The organism is Phenylobacterium aquaticum, assembly GCF_022695515.1.
Lineage (GTDB): Bacteria > Pseudomonadota > Alphaproteobacteria > Caulobacterales > Caulobacteraceae > Phenylobacterium > Phenylobacterium aquaticum.
This window is the reverse complement of the sequence record NZ_JALDPT010000019.1, coordinates 73,913-90,612: the sequence shown is the minus strand read 5'-3', so window position 1 is coordinate 90,612 and position 16,700 is coordinate 73,913. Positions and strand designations below refer to the sequence as shown.

Sequence of the window (16,700 nt, the reverse complement as noted above, 5' to 3'; positions counted from 1 at the left end):
CGCGCGCCATAGAGCGTCCGCTGGGCGTCGAGCAGGGTCAGATAGCTGTCGACGCCGCGGTCATAGCGGGGCCTGCGGCGACGGGTCTCGCGTGGTCGGCGCGCGCGACCAGCCGGTCCTGGGCGGCGACCCGGTCGCGGATGGTGGCCTGGGTCTCCAGCCCGTCGGCGACCTCGCGGAACGCGGTCTGCACCGCCTTCTCGTACTGGGCCACGGCGATGCCCTTGCCGGCCTTGGCGACGCCGAGATTGGCCAGATTGGCGCCACCCGAGAAGATCGGCAGGCTGATCTGGGGCGTGAAGCTCCAGCTGCCCGTGCCGGCGTTGAACAGGTTGTTCAGGTCGGTGCTCGCCGCGCCGGTCGAACCCGTCAGGCTGATGCGCGGCAGGAAGGCCGCCCGGGCGGCGCCGATATTGGCGTTCTGGGCCTCCAGGCTGTGCTCGGCCGCCAGCACGTCGGGACGGCGGGTCAGCACCTGGGACGGCAGGCCGGCGGGCAGGTCCGCCTGGATGGCGATGGCGTTCAGTCCGCCCTGGGGCAACAGCTCGGCCGGGATCTCGGCGCCGACCACCAGGCGCAGGGCGTTGCGGTCGCGCCCCACCTGGGCCGTCGCCGTGGCGACATCGGCCCGGGCCTGTTCGGTCAGGGTCTGGGCCTGGCTGAGATCCAGCTGCGAGGTCGCGCCGGCCTCGAACCGCTTCTGGGACAGGCGCAGGGAGTCCTCGCGGGTGGCCAGGGTGTCCTGGGCCACCTTCAGCAGCTCCTGGTCCGCGGCGAGCGCCAGATAGTCGCTGGCCACCTCGGCCACCAGGCTGATCTGGGTGGCGCGGCGGGTCTCCTCCGTCGCCAGATAGCTCTGCAGGGCCGCCTGGTTCAGGCTGCGCACCCGGCCGAACAGGTCGAGCTCATAGGCGGTGAAGCCGACCGTGGCGCTATAGGTCTCTGTGTCGACCGCACGGCCGGTCTGGGAGACCGACGCGGCCGTATGCGACCGGGTCTCCCCGCCATTGGCGGTGATGGCCGGCAGCAGCTCGGCGCGCTGCACCCGGTACTGGGCGCGGGCCTTCTCGATATTGAGCACGGCGACCCGCAGGTCGCGGTTCTCCTTGAGGGCCAGGTCGATGACCCCCTGCAGGCGCGGGTCGAGGAACACCGTGCGCCGGCCCAGGTCGCTTGCGACAGCGGCCTGAGGGGCGGTCGCGGCCTGAGCCTGCGGCCAGGTCTGGGCGACCGGCAGGGTGGGACGTTCATAGCGGGGCGCGAGCGTGCAGGCGCCGAGCGAGACGGCCGCCAGCAGCTGTGCGGCGAGGGTGAAGGGGCGCATCTCAGAGAGCCTCATGGGGAACGGCGATCTCGTCGGCGGCGTCGGTCTTCTTGCCGAACAGGCGCTGAACGAGGACGTAAAACAGGGGCACGAAAAACACCCCCAGTATGGTGGCCGACAGCATGCCGCCGATCACCCCGGTGCCGATCGCGTGCTGGCTGCCGGACCCGGCCCCGCTGGAGATGGCGAGCGGAAACACCCCGAAGATGAAGGCCAGCGAGGTCATCAGGATCGGCCGCAGGCGGATGCGGACCGCCTCGACCGTGGCCTCGATCAGGGGCGGCCGGCCCTCTGCAGGTCCTTGGCGAACTCGACGATCAGGATCGCGTTCTTCGCCGCCAGGCCCATGGTGGTGAGCAGGCCGACCTGGAAATAGATGTCGTTGGACAGGCCGCGCAGGGTGGTGGCGAGCAGCGCCCCCACGACGCCCAGCGGGATCACCAGGATGACCGACAAGGGGATGGTCCAGCTCTCATAGAGGGCGGCCAGCAGCAGGAAGACGACCAGGATCGACAGGGCGTAGAGCGCCGGCGCCTGGGCGCCCGCCTCCCGTTCCTGCAGGGACAGGCCGGTCCATTCGAAGCCGATGCCCTGGGGCAGCTTGGCCGCCAGCCGCTCCATGGCCGCCATGGCCTGGCCCGAGCTCTTGCCGGGGGCCGGAGAGCCCTGGAGGTTCACGGACGACAGGCCGTTATAGCGCTCCAGCCGGGGCGAGCCGACGGTCCAGCTGGAGGTGGCGAAGGCCGAGAACGGGACCATCTGGCCGGACGCATTGCGCACGTACCACTTGTCCAGGTCCTCGGGCCGCATGCGGTAGGCGGCGTCGGCCTGGACGAACACCTTCTTCACCCGCCCGCGATCGATGAAGTCGTTCACGTAAGATCCGCCGAGCGCGGTCGAGAGGGTGGCGTTGATGTCGGCCGTGGTCAGGCCCATGGCGCCGGCCCGGGCCTGGTCGACATTGATCTGCAGCTGCGGGGTGTCGTCCTGGCCGTTGGGGCGGACCCCGGTCAGGTCCGGATCCTGGGCGGCCATGCCCATCAGCTGGTTGCGGGCGGCCATCAGGGCCTCGTGGCCCACGCCGCCGGTGTCCTGCAGCTGGAAGTCGAAGCCCGAGGCGTTGCCGAGCTCCGGCACCGCCGGGGGCACCACCGCAAACACCATGGCGTCGCGGATCTGGGAGAAGGCGCCCATGGCCCGGCCGGCGACGGCCTGGGCGCTGAGCTTGGCGCCGTGGCGATCCTGGAAGTCCTTCAGGCGCACGAAGGCGAGGCCCGCGTTCTGGCCCGCCCCGGCGAAGCTGAAGCCGGAGACCGTGAACACCGACTTCACCGCCGCGGCGTCGTCCTTCAGATAGTGGTCGGCGACCTGCTTCAGCACCGCCTGGGTGCGTTCCTCGGTGGCGCCGGGGGGCAACTGGACGAGGGTGTAGATCGTGCCCTGGTCTTCCTCCGGCAGGAAGGCGGACGGCAGGGTGACGAACAGCACGCCCATGGCCACGATGATGGCCCCATAGATGGCCATGGTCCGGCCGCCGCGGCCCAGGATGCGCCGCACCCGCGACTGATAGCGTTCGCTGGCGTGGTCGAAATTGCGGTTGAACCAGCCGAAGAAGCCGCTCGTGGCGTAGGCGTGGCCCTTGCTCGTGGGCTTGAGCAGGGTCGCGCAGAGCGCCGGGGTCAGGATCAGGGCGACCAGAACTGACAGGCCCATGGCCGAGACGATGGTGATCGAGAACTGGCGGTAGATCACCCCCTGCGATCCGCCGAAGAAGGCCATGGGCACGAACACCGCGGCCAGCACCAGGGCGATGCCGATCAGGGCGCCGGTGATCTCCGACATCGACTTGCGGGTCGCCTCGATCGGCGACAGCCCCTCCTCGCTCATCACCCGCTCGACGTTCTCGACCACGACGATGGCGTCGTCGACGAGCAGCCCGATGGCCAGCACAAGGCCGAACATGGTCAGGGTGTTGATCGAGTAGCCGAAGGCCGCCAGGATTCCGAAGGTGCCCAACAGCACCACCGGCACCGCGATGGTGGGGATCAGGGTGGCGCGCCAGTTCTGCAGGAACAGGAACATCACCAGGAAGACCAGGATCACCGCCTCGATGAGGGTCTTCACGACCTCCTCGATGGACTTCTGGACGAAGGGCGTGGAGTCGACCGGCACCACGTACTTGATGTTGGCCGGGAAGGCCTTGGACAGCTCTTCGACGCGGGCCTTCACCGCCTTGGCGGTGTCGAGGGCATTGCCGCCGGGCGCCAGCTTGATGGCCAGGCCCGCGGCCGGGTGACCGTTGAACTTGGCCTTCGAGGCGTAGCTCTCCGCGCCAATCTCGACCCGGGCGACATCGCCCAGGTGGACGATCGCGCCGCCGGTGGAGTTCTTCAGGATGATCGCCCGGAACTGCTCGGGCGTCTGGAGCCGCGACTGGGCGGTGATGGTGGCGTTCAGCGCCGTGCCCGGCAGGGCGGGCGTGCCGCCCAGCTGGCCGGCCGAGACCTGGGCGTTCTGAGCCTTGATCGCGGTGACCACGTCCGACGGGGTCAGGGCATAGCTCGCCAGCTTGGCCGGATCGAGCCAGACGCGCATGGCGTATTGCGCCCCGAACAGCTGGACGTCGCCGACGCCCTCGACGCGGCTCAGGGGGTCCTGCAGGTGGCTGCCGATATAGTCGGCGAGGTCGCCATTGGTGGTCTTGGGGTCGTCGGAATAGAGGGCCACGACCATCAGGAAGTTGCGGGCCGACTTGACCACGCTCAGGCCCTGCTGCTGCACCTCCTGGGGCAGGAGGGCCGTGGCGGTCTGGAGCTTATTCTGCACCTGGACCTGGGCCATATCGATGTTGGTCCCGGCCTTGAAGGTCAGGGTGACCGTCGCGCCGCCGGTCCCATCGCTGGCAGAGGACATGTACTGCAGGCCGTCCAGGCCCTTCATCTTCTGCTCGATGACCTGGGTGACGCTGTCCTCGACGGTCTTGGCCGAGGCCCCCGGATAGTTGGCCTGGATCGCCACCTGCGGCAGGGCGACGTTCGGATACTGGGCGATGGGCAGCTGGGTGATGGCGAGCGCGCCGGCCAGCATGATGACGATGGCGACGACCCAGGCGAAGATCGGCCGGTCGATGAAGAAACGCGACAACATGGCGGGCCCCTTAGCGCTGGGCCGCGATGACGGCGGGCTTCACGGCCCCGCCGGGGCGCACCTTCTGGAGGCCCTCCACGATCACCCGGTCCCCGGGCTTGAGGCCCGAGGTCACCAGCCACTTGTCGCCAAGCGTCTGGGTCGTGGTGATCGGCCGGATCTCGGCCTTGTCGCCGGCGCCCACCACATAGACCGTGGCGTCGCCGGTGGGCGTGCGGGTGACCGCCGCCTGGGGGATCAGCATGCTGGTGGACGCCACGCCCTTGCTGAGCTTGGCGTGCACATAGAGCCCCGGCAGCAGGACGCCGTCGGGATTGGGGAACACCGCGCGCAGGCCGACGGAGCCCGTGCCGGGATCGACCGTGATGTCGGAGAATTCCAGCCGGCCGGGGGTCGGATAGGTCGAGCCGTCCTCCAGGGTGAGGGTCACCTCAGCCGAGCCGCTGCGGCCCAGCTTGCCGTCGGCCATGTCGTGGCGGAGCTTCAGGAGGTCGGCGGCCGACTGGGTGACGTCGACATAGATCTTGCTGACGTCCTGGACCGTCGTCAGGGCGGTGGTCTGATTGGCCGTCACCAGGGCGCCCGGCGTCACCGTGGACTTGCCGATGCGGCCCGAGATCGGGGCCGTCACATGGGTGTAGTCGAGGTTGATCTTCGCCTGCTGCACCGCCGCCCGCTGGGCCGCGACATTGGCGAGCGCCTGCTGATAGGTCGCCTGGGCGTCGTCATTGTCCTGGCGGCTGACGGCGTTGATCGCCACCAGGTCCTTGTAGCGGTCGGCCTTGAGCTTGGCGGTGGTCAGCTGGGCCTGGGCCTGGGCGAGGCTGGCCTGAGCGCTGTCGTAGCTGGCCTTATAGGTCGCCGGGTCGATCTGGTAGAGCGACTGGCCGGCCCGGACATAGGCGCCTTCCTGGAAGAGCCGGGCCTTGACCACCCCGCTCACCTGGGGCCGGACGTCCGCGACCAGATAGGCCGAGGTCCGGCCGCTCAGGTCCGCGGTCAGGCCGACGGGCTGGTAGGCCGCGACCACCACGCCAACCGGGGCCGGACCGCCCATGCCCTGTCCCGGCGCGCCCTTGGCGCCGCAGCCGGCCTGGGTGAGAGCGATGGCGAGGACCGCGGCGGCGCGCCGAGAGTTTTGAGACGCATTCGACACCTGATGCGATGGGCCCGCCGAGCAAGGCTCTTGACGAAACCGAGGTCATGACCGATTTGAGAATGAACGTTCATTCTCGTCTGGCGGGGCAAATATGGCTGCGCTTACCCAAAGTCAACGCCAGGAGCTGAATTTTTGTTGCGCTGCACCATTTCGGGACGATTGCAATGATTGACGCGGTTGAAGCTTCCCGCCCCAAAACCGAACTACGGCGGCAACAGATTCTGGATGCGGCCTGCGCCTGCGTGCGCCGGGCGGGCTTCCACGGCGCGTCGATGGCTGAAATCGCCAAGGCTGCGGGCCTCAGCGTCGGCCAAATCTATCGCTATTTCGAGAACAAGGAGGCCATCGTGGCGGCGATCGTCGCCCAGGACCTGGCCGAGATGCGCGAGAAGTTCGCCGAGTTCAGCGACGGCGACGGCGCCCTGACCGAGATGGTCATCCAGCGCTGCCCCGAGGCGATCGAGCGCAACTATGATCCGGACCGCGCAGCCCTGGTGCTCGAGGTCCTGGCGGAAGCCGCCCGCAATCCGCGGGTCGCGGCGATCGTCCAGGAGGCCGACGCCGTCGAGCGGACCCTGGGGCGCACGGTGCTCGACGCCGCGCGCGCCGCCGGCTGCAGCGAGGCCGAGCTCGACGCCCGCGGCGAGATTCTCAGCATGATCTTCGACGGCATGGTGACCCGCGCCGTGAATCACCCCGGCGGCGATCGCGCCGCCATCGCCCTGGTCCTGCGCTCCGTCATGCGCCACCTCTTGTCGGACAAGCCGCTGTCGGAGGCGCCTTTCGCCCCCCAGGGCTCAGCTGCGCCATAGGTCGCAGCAAAATATGTGGCCATAGGCCCGAATTGGCCGCATGATCTTCCCCGTGGACGGCGAACCCTCGAGAGTTCGCCGGCATGACGGAGGAAACGACATGTCCCTTCAGGACGCTTCGAGCCATCAGCGGACCAGCCTCGTCGAACACGGCGCCTGCTTCGGCCTGGCCGTCGCGGTGCTCGCCGGAACCGCCGTGGCCCTGCAGTGGCTGTTCCAGTTCGTTCCGCTGGGGCTCTAGCCGCCGAGGATATCCCTGAGCGCCGCCGCCAGGCGGGGCGCGAGCCATTCGGCCATGTCTGATTGCGCCTGCGGCGTCGCCAGCAGGTCCTGCCGCACTTCCAATTCCAGATAGTCCAGACCCCGCGCATCGGCGTGGAGCGGCACGGTGTTGTCCACCTCGTCCATCCGATAGGGCTGGTTGTCCCCGACGGCCTCGCCGAGGTCGGACCTCAGCCGCTCCAGAACGGCGGTCGAGAACGGCGAGTCGTCCCGATGCAGCACGCCCAGCCGCCAGGGCCGGTCCTGGCCTTGCATGGCCGGGGTGAAGCTGTGCAGCGAGACGAGCACGGTCGGCCGGTCCCTTCGGCCGTCCAGGGTGCGGGCGATCGCGTCCTGATAGGGCTGGTAGATCTCGGCGATGCGGGCCGCGACCGCGGAGGGCCCGAGCCCGTGGTTGCCGGGGATCTTCACGCCGTCGCTCACCCCCGGGATCGAGGCCTCGACACAGGGGCGCCGGTTGCAGTCGATCACCAGCCTCGAATAGCGCTGCCGGATGAAGACGGCGTCGAGGCGCGCGGAAAGCCCGGCCCCCAGGCCCGCCACCCCGATATCCAGAGCGATGTGATCGCGCCGCTGGGCCTCGGTCAGGCCGAGATCGCCCAGGGCCCGGGGAATGTCCGACCCGGCATGATCCCCCAGCAGCAGCAGGGGCGACGGGGCGCCTTCATTGAGCACAATGACGGGCCCCGGCTCGTCCGCGCCCAGCAACGGCGTCGACGGCGGATCTGAAGGCGCGCCTGGTGTCGTCATGCCCATGGTTCCGGTTCGCCATCTGACGCGCGGCCGGAAAGGCCGGCGCACCGTGGGCCAGAGCCATGACATGTTACGATCGCCGCGCGAACCCGGCGCATCCTCCGCCCCGCTCGCGCGTTGGGCTGTGACCTCCCCCGAACCTGTCTTGGCGCGACCTCGTCTCAGCCGCGACGCCAACCCATTTGCGAGACGTCCATGCTGATCCGATACGGCTACGAGATCACGGTGAACTGCCAGGTTCCGACCGCCATGGTCACCCTGCTCAGCCTCCGCGACGGTCGCGAGGCGGATGTGCGCATCCCCGAGACGTTCCTCACGACGCCTGAGATCCCGACCTCGACCTACCGCGACATGTTCGGCAACTGCTGCCGACGGTTCATCGCCCCGCCCGGCGACCTGACCCTGTGGAGCGACAGCGTCATCCAGGATAGCGGCGCGGTGGATCCTTGCGTCCCCGACGCCGAGCAGCATGAGGTCGCCGACCTGCCCGACGACTGCCTCGTCTATCTGATGGGCAGCCGCTATTGCGAGACCGACCGGCTGAGCCAGCTGGCCTGGAACCTGTTCGGCGAGACGCCCCGGGGCTGGGCGCGGGTGCAGGCGATCTGCGACTACGCCCACCGCCAGATCAGCTTCAACTATCAGAACGCCCGGGCGACCCGGACGGCGTACGAGGCCCACGAGGAGCGGACCGGGGTCTGCCGCGACTATGCGCACCTGGCCGTCGCCCTGTGCCGGTGCATGAACATCCCGGCCCGCTATGTGAACGGCTATCTGGGGGACATCGGGGTCCAGCGGATCGACCCGATGGATTTCAGCGCCTGGATGGAGGTCTATCTGGGCGGCGCCTGGCGCACCTTCGATCCCCGCAACAACACGCCGCGGATCGGCCGCATCGTGCTGGCCCATGGCCGGGACGCGGCCGACGTCGCCATGGTCAGCTCTTTCGGCCCTCATATCCTCACGGGGTTCCGCGTCTGGTGCTATGAGACCGAGGCCGAGGGCCTGCCCGCGGCGGTCACGGACACCACCGGCCAGGCCGGTCGCGAGGTTCGGGCGCGATCACCCCTGTGATCCGCCCAGCGGTTCAGCACACTGTGCGGTGATCGCGGTCCCAGACAGGTTCGACTGGCCAACACCCGCTGCGTCTTGCGCAAGTGGCGGGACGGCGCGCAAGACGCATGTCGGCCCGGGAGAACATCTTGTCGATCACTGTCGCCCTGCACCACCTGACCCGCTACCGCTACGACCGGCCGGTCGAGATGGGGCCCCAGGTGGTGCGGCTGCGCCCGGCGCCCCACTGCCGGACCCGGATTCCCAGCTACGCCCTGAAGATCACGCCCGCACAGCACTTCATCAACTGGCAGCAGGACCCGTTCGGCAACTGGCTGGCCCGGCTGGTCTTTCCCGAGACGGTCCGCGAGTTCAGCGTCGAGGTGAACCTCACCGCCGAGATGTCGGTGATCAATCCCTTCGACTTCTTCGTGGAGTCCTACGCCGAGACCCTGCCCTTCGCCTATCCGCCGGAGCTGGCGGGCGAGCTCGCCCCCTATCTGGTCATCGATGACGACAGCCCGGCCCTGTCGGCCTTTGTCGACTCGCTCGACGCCGAGGCGCCCAGCACCATCAATTTCCTGGTCGGGCTGAACGCCCGCATCCAGAGCGAGATCGCCTATCAGGTCCGCATGGACCCGGGCGTCCAGACCCCGGAACAGACGCTGGCGCTCGCCTCCGGCTCCTGCCGCGACAGCGCCTGGCTCCTGGTGCAGATCCTGCGCAAGCTGGGCCTCGCCGCCCGCTTCGTCTCCGGCTACCTCATCCAGCTCAAGGCCGACATCGAGGCGCTAGACGGCCCGTCCGGCACGACGGTCGACTTCTGCGACCTGCACGCCTGGGCCGAGGTCTATCTGCCGGGCGCCGGCTGGATCGGCCTGGACGCCACCTCCGGCCTGCTCTGCGGCGAAGGCCATATCCCCCTGGCCGCGACGCCCCACTATCGCTCGGCCGCGGCGATCACCGGCGTGGTCGGACCCGCCGAGGTCGACTTCCATTTCGAGATGTCGGTCACCCGCCTGATCGAGCCGGTCCGCATCACCAAGCCCTTCGAGGCCGACCGATGGGCGGCGCTCGACCAGCTGGGCGAGCAGGTCGACGCCGACCTCCTCAAGCAGGACGTCCGGCTGACGCTTGGGGGCGAACCCACCTTCTGCTCGATCGACGACTTCGAGTCGGCGGAATGGAACACCGACGCGGTGGGACCGACCAAGCGCCGGATCGCCGACGACCTGATCCGCCGCCTGCGCGAGCGCTTCGCGCCGGGCGGTCTGCTGCATCACGGCCAGGGCAAGTGGTATCCCGGCGAGCCCCTGCCCCGCTGGGCCTTCGCCCTCTATTGGCGGACGGACGGCGAGCCGATCTGGCGTGACGCCGGCGCGATCGGCGGCGAGCCCGAAACCCGCCGCGACAGCCCGCCGACCGGCGCGCCCCAGGCCTCGCGCTTCGCGGCGCGCTTCGCCCAGGCCCTGAACCTCGATCCCGCCTGCGTGATCACCGCCCTGGAGGATCCCCTGCACTGGGTCGGCAAGGAGGGATCCCTGCCGACCAATTTCGACGACGAGAGCCTGCCCCTCGACGACCCGGCCGAACGCGCCCGCCTGCTGCAGATCTTCGACGACGGCCTCAAGCGGCCCCGCGGCTATGTCCTGCCGATCCGCCGCTGGCGGGAGGGCGAGGAGAGCGGCTGGATCACCGAGGCCTGGAGCCTGCGCCGCGGGCGGATGTTCCTCGTCCCGGGCGACTCGCCCGTAGGATTCCGCCTGCCGCTCGGCGACCTGCCCCGCCTGTCGGACGAAGACTATCCCTATCTGAAGGAACGCGACCCCTTCGAGCCGCGCGAGCCCCTGCCGCCGCACGACGCCCTGCTTACATCCCGGGCCGGCGCGGACGAGGACGAGGCGCCGCCAACGCAGCGCTCAGGCTATGTGCGGACCGCCATCACCTTCGAACCCCGCGACGGACTGCTCTATGTCTTCATGCCGCCGGTGGAGACGGTGGAGGACTATCTGGAGCTGGTCGCCGAGGTCGAGGCGATCGCGGCCGAGACCGGCCAGGCCCTGAGGTTCGAGGGCTACCCGCCCCCCGCCGATCCCCGCATCCAGAACATCAAGGTCACGCCCGACCCCGGCGTCATCGAGGTCAATGTCCACCCGGCGACCAGCTGGCGCGAGACGGTCGAGATCACCAACGGCGTCTATGAGGAGGCGCGGCGCACGCGCCTGGGCGCCGACAAGTTCATGATCGACGGCCGCCATACCGGCACCGGCGGCGGCAATCACATCGTGGTCGGCGGCGCGACCTCGACCGACTCGCCCTTCCTGCGCCGCCCGGACCTCCTGAAGAGCCTGCTGCTCTACTGGCAGCGCCATCCGTCCCTGTCCTATCTGTTCTCCGGCCTGTTCGTCGGCCCGACCAGCCAGGCGCCGCGGGTCGACGAGGCGCGGCACGATGCGCTCTACGAGCTTGAGATCGCCATGGCCGCCGTGCCCCTGCCCGGCGAGGGCGAGGCGCCGCCGCCCTGGCTGGTGGACCGGCTGTTCCGCAATCTGCTGGCCGATGTGGGCGGTAACACCCACCGGACCGAGATCTGCATCGACAAGCTCTATTCCCCGGACGGCCCCGCCGGCCGCCTGGGCCTGGTCGAATTCCGCGGCTTCGAGATGCCGCCGGAAGCCAAGATGAGCCTCGCCCAGCAGCTGCTGCTGCGCGCCCTGATCGCCTGGTTCTGGCGCACGCCGCAGGACGGCGCCCTGGTCCGCTGGGGCACGGCCCTGCACGACCGGTTCATGCTGCCCCACTTCGTCTGGGCCGACTTCCTGGGGGTGCTGTCCGACCTGCGGGGCGCCGGCTACGACTTCGACCCGATCTGGTTCGAGGCCCAGCGGGAGTTCCGCTTCCCCGCCCACGGCCGGGTCGAGCACGGCGGGGTCCAGCTGGAGATCCGCCACGCGCTGGAGCCCTGGCACGTGATGGCCGAGGAGAACGCCGGCAGCGGCACGGTGCGATTCGTCGACGCCTCGGTGGAGCGGCTGCAGGTATTGGCCACCGGCTTCACGCCCGAGCGCCACATGATCACCTGCAACGGCCGCCCCCTGCCCATGACCTCGACCGGCGTGTCGGGCCAGGCGGTCGCCGGGGTGCGCTACAAGGCCTGGAAGCCGCACAGCGGCCTGCATCCCACGGCCGAGGTCGACGCCCCCCTGACCTTCGACATCCTCGACCGCTGGAACGGCCGGTCGCTCGGCGGGTGCGTGTATCATGTCGCGCATCCAGGCGGCCGAAACTACGATACCTTCCCGGTGAACGCCTACGAGGCGCAATCAAGGCGACTCGCGCGGTTCCAGGAGCACGGCCACACGCCGGGCGCCATCGTCATGCCGGCGGAAGCCCGGACTGGCGAGTTTCCGCTGACCTTGGACTTGAGGACGCCCGTTGCCCGGTAACCGCACTGACGTACAGGACCGCGTCGCCGCCAGGGCGGCGTCTCAGGCCCGGCTGGATCGCTGGCTCAGCGGCTATCGCCCGCTGCCGGGCATCCCCGACGAGCTTGTCCAGCCGGACGGTTCGACGCCCGACGCCTGGCTGCGGTTCCTCGGCGAACTGGCGGAATTCCCCGAGCAGGAGTTCGAGAACCGATTCGCCCTGGCCACCCGTCACATCCGCGACGCCGGGGTCTCGCACCGGATCTATGGCGACGACAATGAGCGCATCTGGCCGCTGAGCCCCCTGCCCCTGATCCTGGGCGAGGCGGAATGGGCCCAGATCGCCGAAGGCGTCGAGCAGCGGGCCACCCTCATGGAGGCGGTGCTCAACGACCTCTATGGCGACGCCCGCCTGATCAGCGAGGGCCATCTCCCCGCCGCCGCCGTCACCGGCGGCTCCGACTTCGTCCGCGCCATGCGGGGCGTGAAGCCGGCCGGCGGCCGGTCCATGCACCTCTACGCCGCCGACCTGGGCCGCGGTCCCGACGGCCGCTGGTGGGTGCTGGACGACCGCACCCAGGCGCCTTCGGGATCCGGCTATTCGCTGGAGAACCGGATGGTGCTCTCCCGCGCCTTCCCCCATCTCTACAACGCCATGAACGTCCAGCGGCTCGCGCCCTTCTTCAGCGAGTTCCGCGCCAGCCTGGCCCGGTCCGCCCATCGCAGCGATCCGCGCATCTGCCTCCTGAGCCCCGGCCCGTTCAGCGAATCCTATTTCGAACAGGCCCACCTCGCCCGCTATCTCGGCTTCTTGCTGGTGGAGGGCGACGACCTCGTCATGCGCGAGGGCCAGGTCTATGTCCGCACCATCGCCGGGCTGAAGCGGGCCGACGTGCTGTGGCGGCGCGTCGACGCCGACTTCATCGATCCGCTGGAGCTGAACAGCGCCTCGCGCCTCGGCGTCCCCGGCCTGATGGAGGCGATCCGCGCCGGCGGCGTGGTGGTGTCGAACATGCCGGGCTCCGGCGTGTTGGAGTCCCGCGCCCTGCTGGGCTTCCTGCCGGCGCTCAGCCACCACCTGCTGGGCGAGGCGCTCAAGCTGCCCAATGTCGCCACCTGGTGGTGCGGCCAGCCGTCGGAACGCCGGCAGGTCGAACGCAACATCGACAACCTCGCCATCGCCCGCGCCTTTGGCGGCCAGGGTCATCCGGCTCTGGCCCGCGGCCCGCGCATGCTGGCCGACCTGACGCCGGCCGAACGCGACTCCCTGCGCGAGGCCATGGCCGACCGACCCATAGACTTCGTGGGCCAGGAGGTCGTCCGCCTGTCGACCACGCCCGCCTGGCGGGACGGCGCCCTGCGCCCCAGCCCCTTCGTCCTGCGGGTCTATGCGACGGCCACGGAGGACGGCTGGAAGATCATGCCCGGCGGCTTCTGTCGCGTGTCGGACCAGCAGGACGCCCGGGCGCTCTCCATGGGCGAAGGCGCCCAGGCCGCCGATGTCTGGGTCTTATCCGACCGCCCGGTCGAGCGGATCTCCCTGCTGGCCAACCGCGACGACGTGAAGGTGCGCCGGATCATGGGCCACCTGCCCAGCCGCGCCGCCGACAACCTGTTCTGGCTGGGCCGCTATCTGGAGCGGGCCGAGGCGACCCTTCGCCTGATCCGCAGCCTGTGCACCAGCCTGATGGACGCCGACGCCGCGGTGCATGGCGCGGGCGAGACCCTGTCGAAGCTGCGCGGCCTGCTGGTCGAGTGGGGCGCGGTGGACGAGGCCATAGACGGCGGCGAAGTCGCCGACTTCGTTTCCGCCGCCCTGCACGACGAGGCCGCCTATGGCTCAGTGATCCGTCTGGTCCAGGCGGCGCGGCGCGCGGCGGCCAGCATGCGCGAGCGGCTGTCCGAGGACTTCTGGAAGCTGCTGCTCAATCTGGAATCCCGCCTGAAGGGCAAGCGCGACGACATCCTGACCGAGGCCGACGCGCTCGCCCGGGCCGAGGGCGCGCTCCAGGCCCTGTCGACCCTGGCCGGCCTGACCCACGAGAACATGAACCGGGTCGCCGGCTGGCGTTTCCTGGACATGGGCCGGCGGGTTGAGCGCGGGGTCAACACCTGCCGGGTGATGCGCCAGCTCGCCAAGGACGAGGCCAGCGTCGACGATCTCGACCTGCTGCTCGACCTGATCGACAGCCAGATCACCTATCGCTCCCGCTATCTGGAGGGGATCGCGCTCACCCCCGTGCGAGACCTGGCCATGCTGGACCCGTTCAACCCCCGGTCCGTCGCCTTCCAGATCCTGACGCTCAAGGGCCACGTCGCCTCCCTGCCCACCTGCAGAACGACGCATGCCGGAGATCCCGACCCGGCAGATGGTGCATCTGGCCAGCCAGGTGGAGACGGCCGACGCCGCCGAGCTGACGGCCGAGAAGGCGTTGGAGATCGAGCGTCTCCTGATGTCCCTGTCGAACGCCATCGCCGACCGCTACTTCCTGCAGGGGTCGAACGCGACGCCGACCAAGAAGCTGGGCGGGCTGGCGTGATCTACCAGCTGCGCCATCTGACCACCTATCTCTACGAGAAGCCGGTGACCTTCGCCCGCTGCGCCTTTCGCCTGGCGCCGTGGCGGGACGCGCACCAGCAGGTCATGGACAGCCACCTCACCATCACGCCCAAACCCACCCTCCTGGCCAGCCACATCGGTCCGTTCGGCGAACAGGTGGTCACCGCCACCCTGGAATCCCCGCACCGGGCCCTGAAGATCCTCGCCAAGGCCCATGTCGAAGTCACGCGCCCGCCGCCGGTCTGGCCGCTCGGCGGCCCGGCCTGGGAGAGCGTGCGGGAGGAGGCCTTCGCCTCGGCCTCGCTCGACCTCAGCTCGCCGGTCCACTTCCTCTACCCGACCCGGATGACGGCCCTGCAGCCGGCGATCACCGCCTATGTGGCCCACAGCTTCACGCCGGGCCGCCCGATCCTCGAGGCGGCCTTCGACCTGGCCTGCCGGATCAAGGCCGAGTTCGCCTATGACCCCAAGTCGACCGAGGTCTCCACCCCGGCCATTGAGGCGTTCAAGGCCCGTCACGGGGTCTGTCAGGACTTCGCCCACATCATGATCTCAGGCCTGCGCGGCCTGGGCCTGCCGGCCGCCTATGTCAGCGGCTATCTGCGGACCTATCCGGCGCCCGGCAAACCCCGCCTGGAGGGCGCCGACGCCACCCACGCCTGGGTCAGCCTGTGGTGCGGCGCGCAGGCGGGCTGGGTCGGCTTCGACCCCACCAACGCCCTGGTCGTCGCCGAGGACCATATCGTGCTCGCCATCGGCCGCGACTATGCCGACGTCGCCCCCATTGGCGGCGTCGTACTGGGCCCCGGCGATCAGATCATCAAGGTCGCCGTCGACGTCATCCCCGCCGACGAGACCGAGCCGCGCCTCAAGGCCCCGGCCCACGCCGACGAGGACGAGGCCTTCACCCGCTAGGCCGCGCCAGCGCCTGTCGGCTGCAGGTCGGGTCGCGAGGCCAGGCGGAACAGCTTGTCCGTCTCCGGGTCGGTCGCCTTGCCCATCAGCCGGTCGGCCACATATTCCCCGACCAGCGGCCCATGCTTGAACCCGTGCCCGCCGCCGCCGCTGGCCAGCCAAACATTGTCGTAGTCCGGGTGGGTGTCGATGACGAAGTGGTCGTCGGCCGTGGCCTCGATCTGGCAGACCCGGGTCTCCAGAATCGGGGCGTCGCGCATGTCCGGGAAGCGGTGGCCGATATAGTCGCGGCCGCGCTTCAGGAGGTAGTCCGTGGCCAGGCGCTCCGCGGTGTCCGGGTCCTGGGCGACGCGGCCCAGGGCGGCGGGAGAATATTTCAGGCCGCGCTCGATGCTGCCGAACCCGTAGCCGCCGACGATATGGTCGTGCCAGGCCGGCTGCTTCGGCCAGGAGAACCGGTCGTCGCCGGCCGGGACGCCCCAGTAGTAATATTCGCTGCGATAGACATCGACCTTCCGGCCCATCAGCTTCGGGAACATCTTGGCCGACCAGGGCCCGCAGGCGAACACCACCTGCCCCGCCGCCACCTCTGTTCCGTCATTCAGCTTGAGCGTCGTCATGTGCCGGCCCGTCGCCGCGCCCGGAACCGCGCGGGCGATGCGGAAGGCGCCGCCCTTCTTCTGGAACACCTCGGAGACCACGATCATGCTCTCGCGGGCCTTGATCACCGCCGCGCTGCTCTTCTCGATGAAGGCGAAGCTGACATCGTCGAAGTTCATCTGCGGATAGCGGACCCGCAGGGCGGCCTGGTCCAGCACCTCATAGGGGATCTTCAGGTCGTCGAAGATCTTGCGCTGGGCCAGCATCGACGGCGACCAGGCATTGGCCAGTTCGATGCGGTCATTGGGATAGAGGATGGTGCGACCGAACTCGGCCTGGCGCAGCTTCCACATCTTCAACGCCGTGGCCGCCCAGCTGGAATAGATCGCCTGCGCCCCATAGCCGGACCGGATCGAACGGGTCTCGCCGGCCGAGGAGGCGCGGGGATTGGCCGGGCCATATTCGTCGATCGAGAGGACCTTCAAGCCCCGTTCGCGCAGCACCAGGGCGATCCAGCCCCCGAAGGCGCCAGCCCCGACCACGGCGACGTCATAGGCCCCGCCCGGCTGCGCCCGCGCGACCGCCGGAACCGCGCCGGCCGCCGCCGCCATCCCCGCCGAGTCCTTCAGAAACGACCGCCTGTCCATCATCGCCCTGTTCCCGCCCCGAC

The 16,700-nt window shown here is 69.6% G+C and carries 8 protein-coding genes and 2 pseudogenes; 5 read left to right on the top strand and 5 right to left on the bottom strand.

Going from position 1 to position 16,700, the window contains the following annotated elements; translation table 11 throughout:
- The 3 genes and pseudogenes from MQH10_RS15020 to MQH10_RS15010 form a co-directional block, all read right to left on the bottom strand.
- Positions 1–1,324: pseudogene (locus tag MQH10_RS15020) on the bottom strand (efflux transporter outer membrane subunit); the annotation flags it as partial.
- Between the two features lies 1 nt (position 1,325).
- Positions 1,326–4,471: pseudogene (locus tag MQH10_RS15015) on the bottom strand (efflux RND transporter permease subunit).
- A 10-nt stretch (positions 4,472–4,481) separates the two neighbouring features.
- On the bottom strand, positions 4,482–5,528 hold the full coding sequence (locus MQH10_RS15010; RefSeq protein WP_242564843.1) for an efflux RND transporter periplasmic adaptor subunit: 1,047 nt from the start codon (positions 5,526–5,528) through the stop codon (positions 4,482–4,484).
- A 266-nt stretch (positions 5,529–5,794) separates the two neighbouring features.
- Here MQH10_RS15010 and MQH10_RS15005 point away from each other — a divergent pair, with 266 nt between their 5' ends.
- Together MQH10_RS15005 and MQH10_RS15000 are read left to right on the top strand one after the other, a co-directional pair.
- Positions 5,795–6,442, top strand: coding sequence for a TetR/AcrR family transcriptional regulator (locus MQH10_RS15005; RefSeq protein ID WP_242564842.1), 648 nt, complete (start codon positions 5,795–5,797; stop codon positions 6,440–6,442).
- A gap of 100 nt (positions 6,443–6,542) precedes the next feature.
- On the top strand, positions 6,543–6,683 hold the full coding sequence (locus tag MQH10_RS15000) for a hypothetical protein (protein ID WP_242564841.1): 141 nt from the start codon (positions 6,543–6,545) through the stop codon (positions 6,681–6,683).
- Here the strand turns inward: MQH10_RS15000 and MQH10_RS14995 are convergent.
- Entirely contained in the window at positions 6,680–7,474 is a 795-nt protein-coding gene (locus tag MQH10_RS14995; protein WP_242564840.1) for an N-formylglutamate amidohydrolase, read from the bottom strand. The genes MQH10_RS15000 and MQH10_RS14995 overlap by 4 nt on opposite strands.
- Before the next feature lie 198 nt (positions 7,475–7,672).
- On the opposite strand from MQH10_RS14995, the gene MQH10_RS14990 reads away from it, so the two are divergent.
- The 3 genes from MQH10_RS14990 (at position 7,673) to MQH10_RS14980 (ending at position 15,430) form a co-directional block, all read left to right on the top strand.
- Positions 7,673–8,551, top strand: a complete 879-nt coding sequence (locus MQH10_RS14990) for a transglutaminase-like domain-containing protein (protein WP_242564839.1) — start codon at positions 7,673–7,675, stop codon at positions 8,549–8,551.
- Between the two features lie 128 nt (positions 8,552–8,679).
- Positions 8,680–11,976: a transglutaminase family protein gene (locus MQH10_RS14985; RefSeq protein WP_242564838.1), complete on the top strand. Its 3,297-nt coding sequence runs from the start codon at positions 8,680–8,682 to the stop codon at positions 11,974–11,976.
- Positions 11,966–15,430 carry a circularly permuted type 2 ATP-grasp protein gene (locus tag MQH10_RS14980; RefSeq protein WP_242564837.1) on the top strand — a complete coding sequence of 1,155 codons (3,465 nt, stop codon included), beginning with the start codon at positions 11,966–11,968 and terminating at the stop codon, positions 15,428–15,430. Before MQH10_RS14985 ends, MQH10_RS14980 begins: the two co-directional genes overlap by 11 nt.
- On the opposite strand, the gene MQH10_RS14975 is transcribed toward MQH10_RS14980, so the two are convergent.
- Positions 15,427–16,680: an NAD(P)/FAD-dependent oxidoreductase gene (locus tag MQH10_RS14975; RefSeq protein WP_242564836.1), complete on the bottom strand. Its 1,254-nt coding sequence runs from the start codon at positions 16,678–16,680 to the stop codon at positions 15,427–15,429. The two genes, MQH10_RS14980 and MQH10_RS14975, sit on opposite strands and share 4 nt — an antisense overlap.
- Positions 16,681–16,700 lie beyond the last annotated feature (20 nt).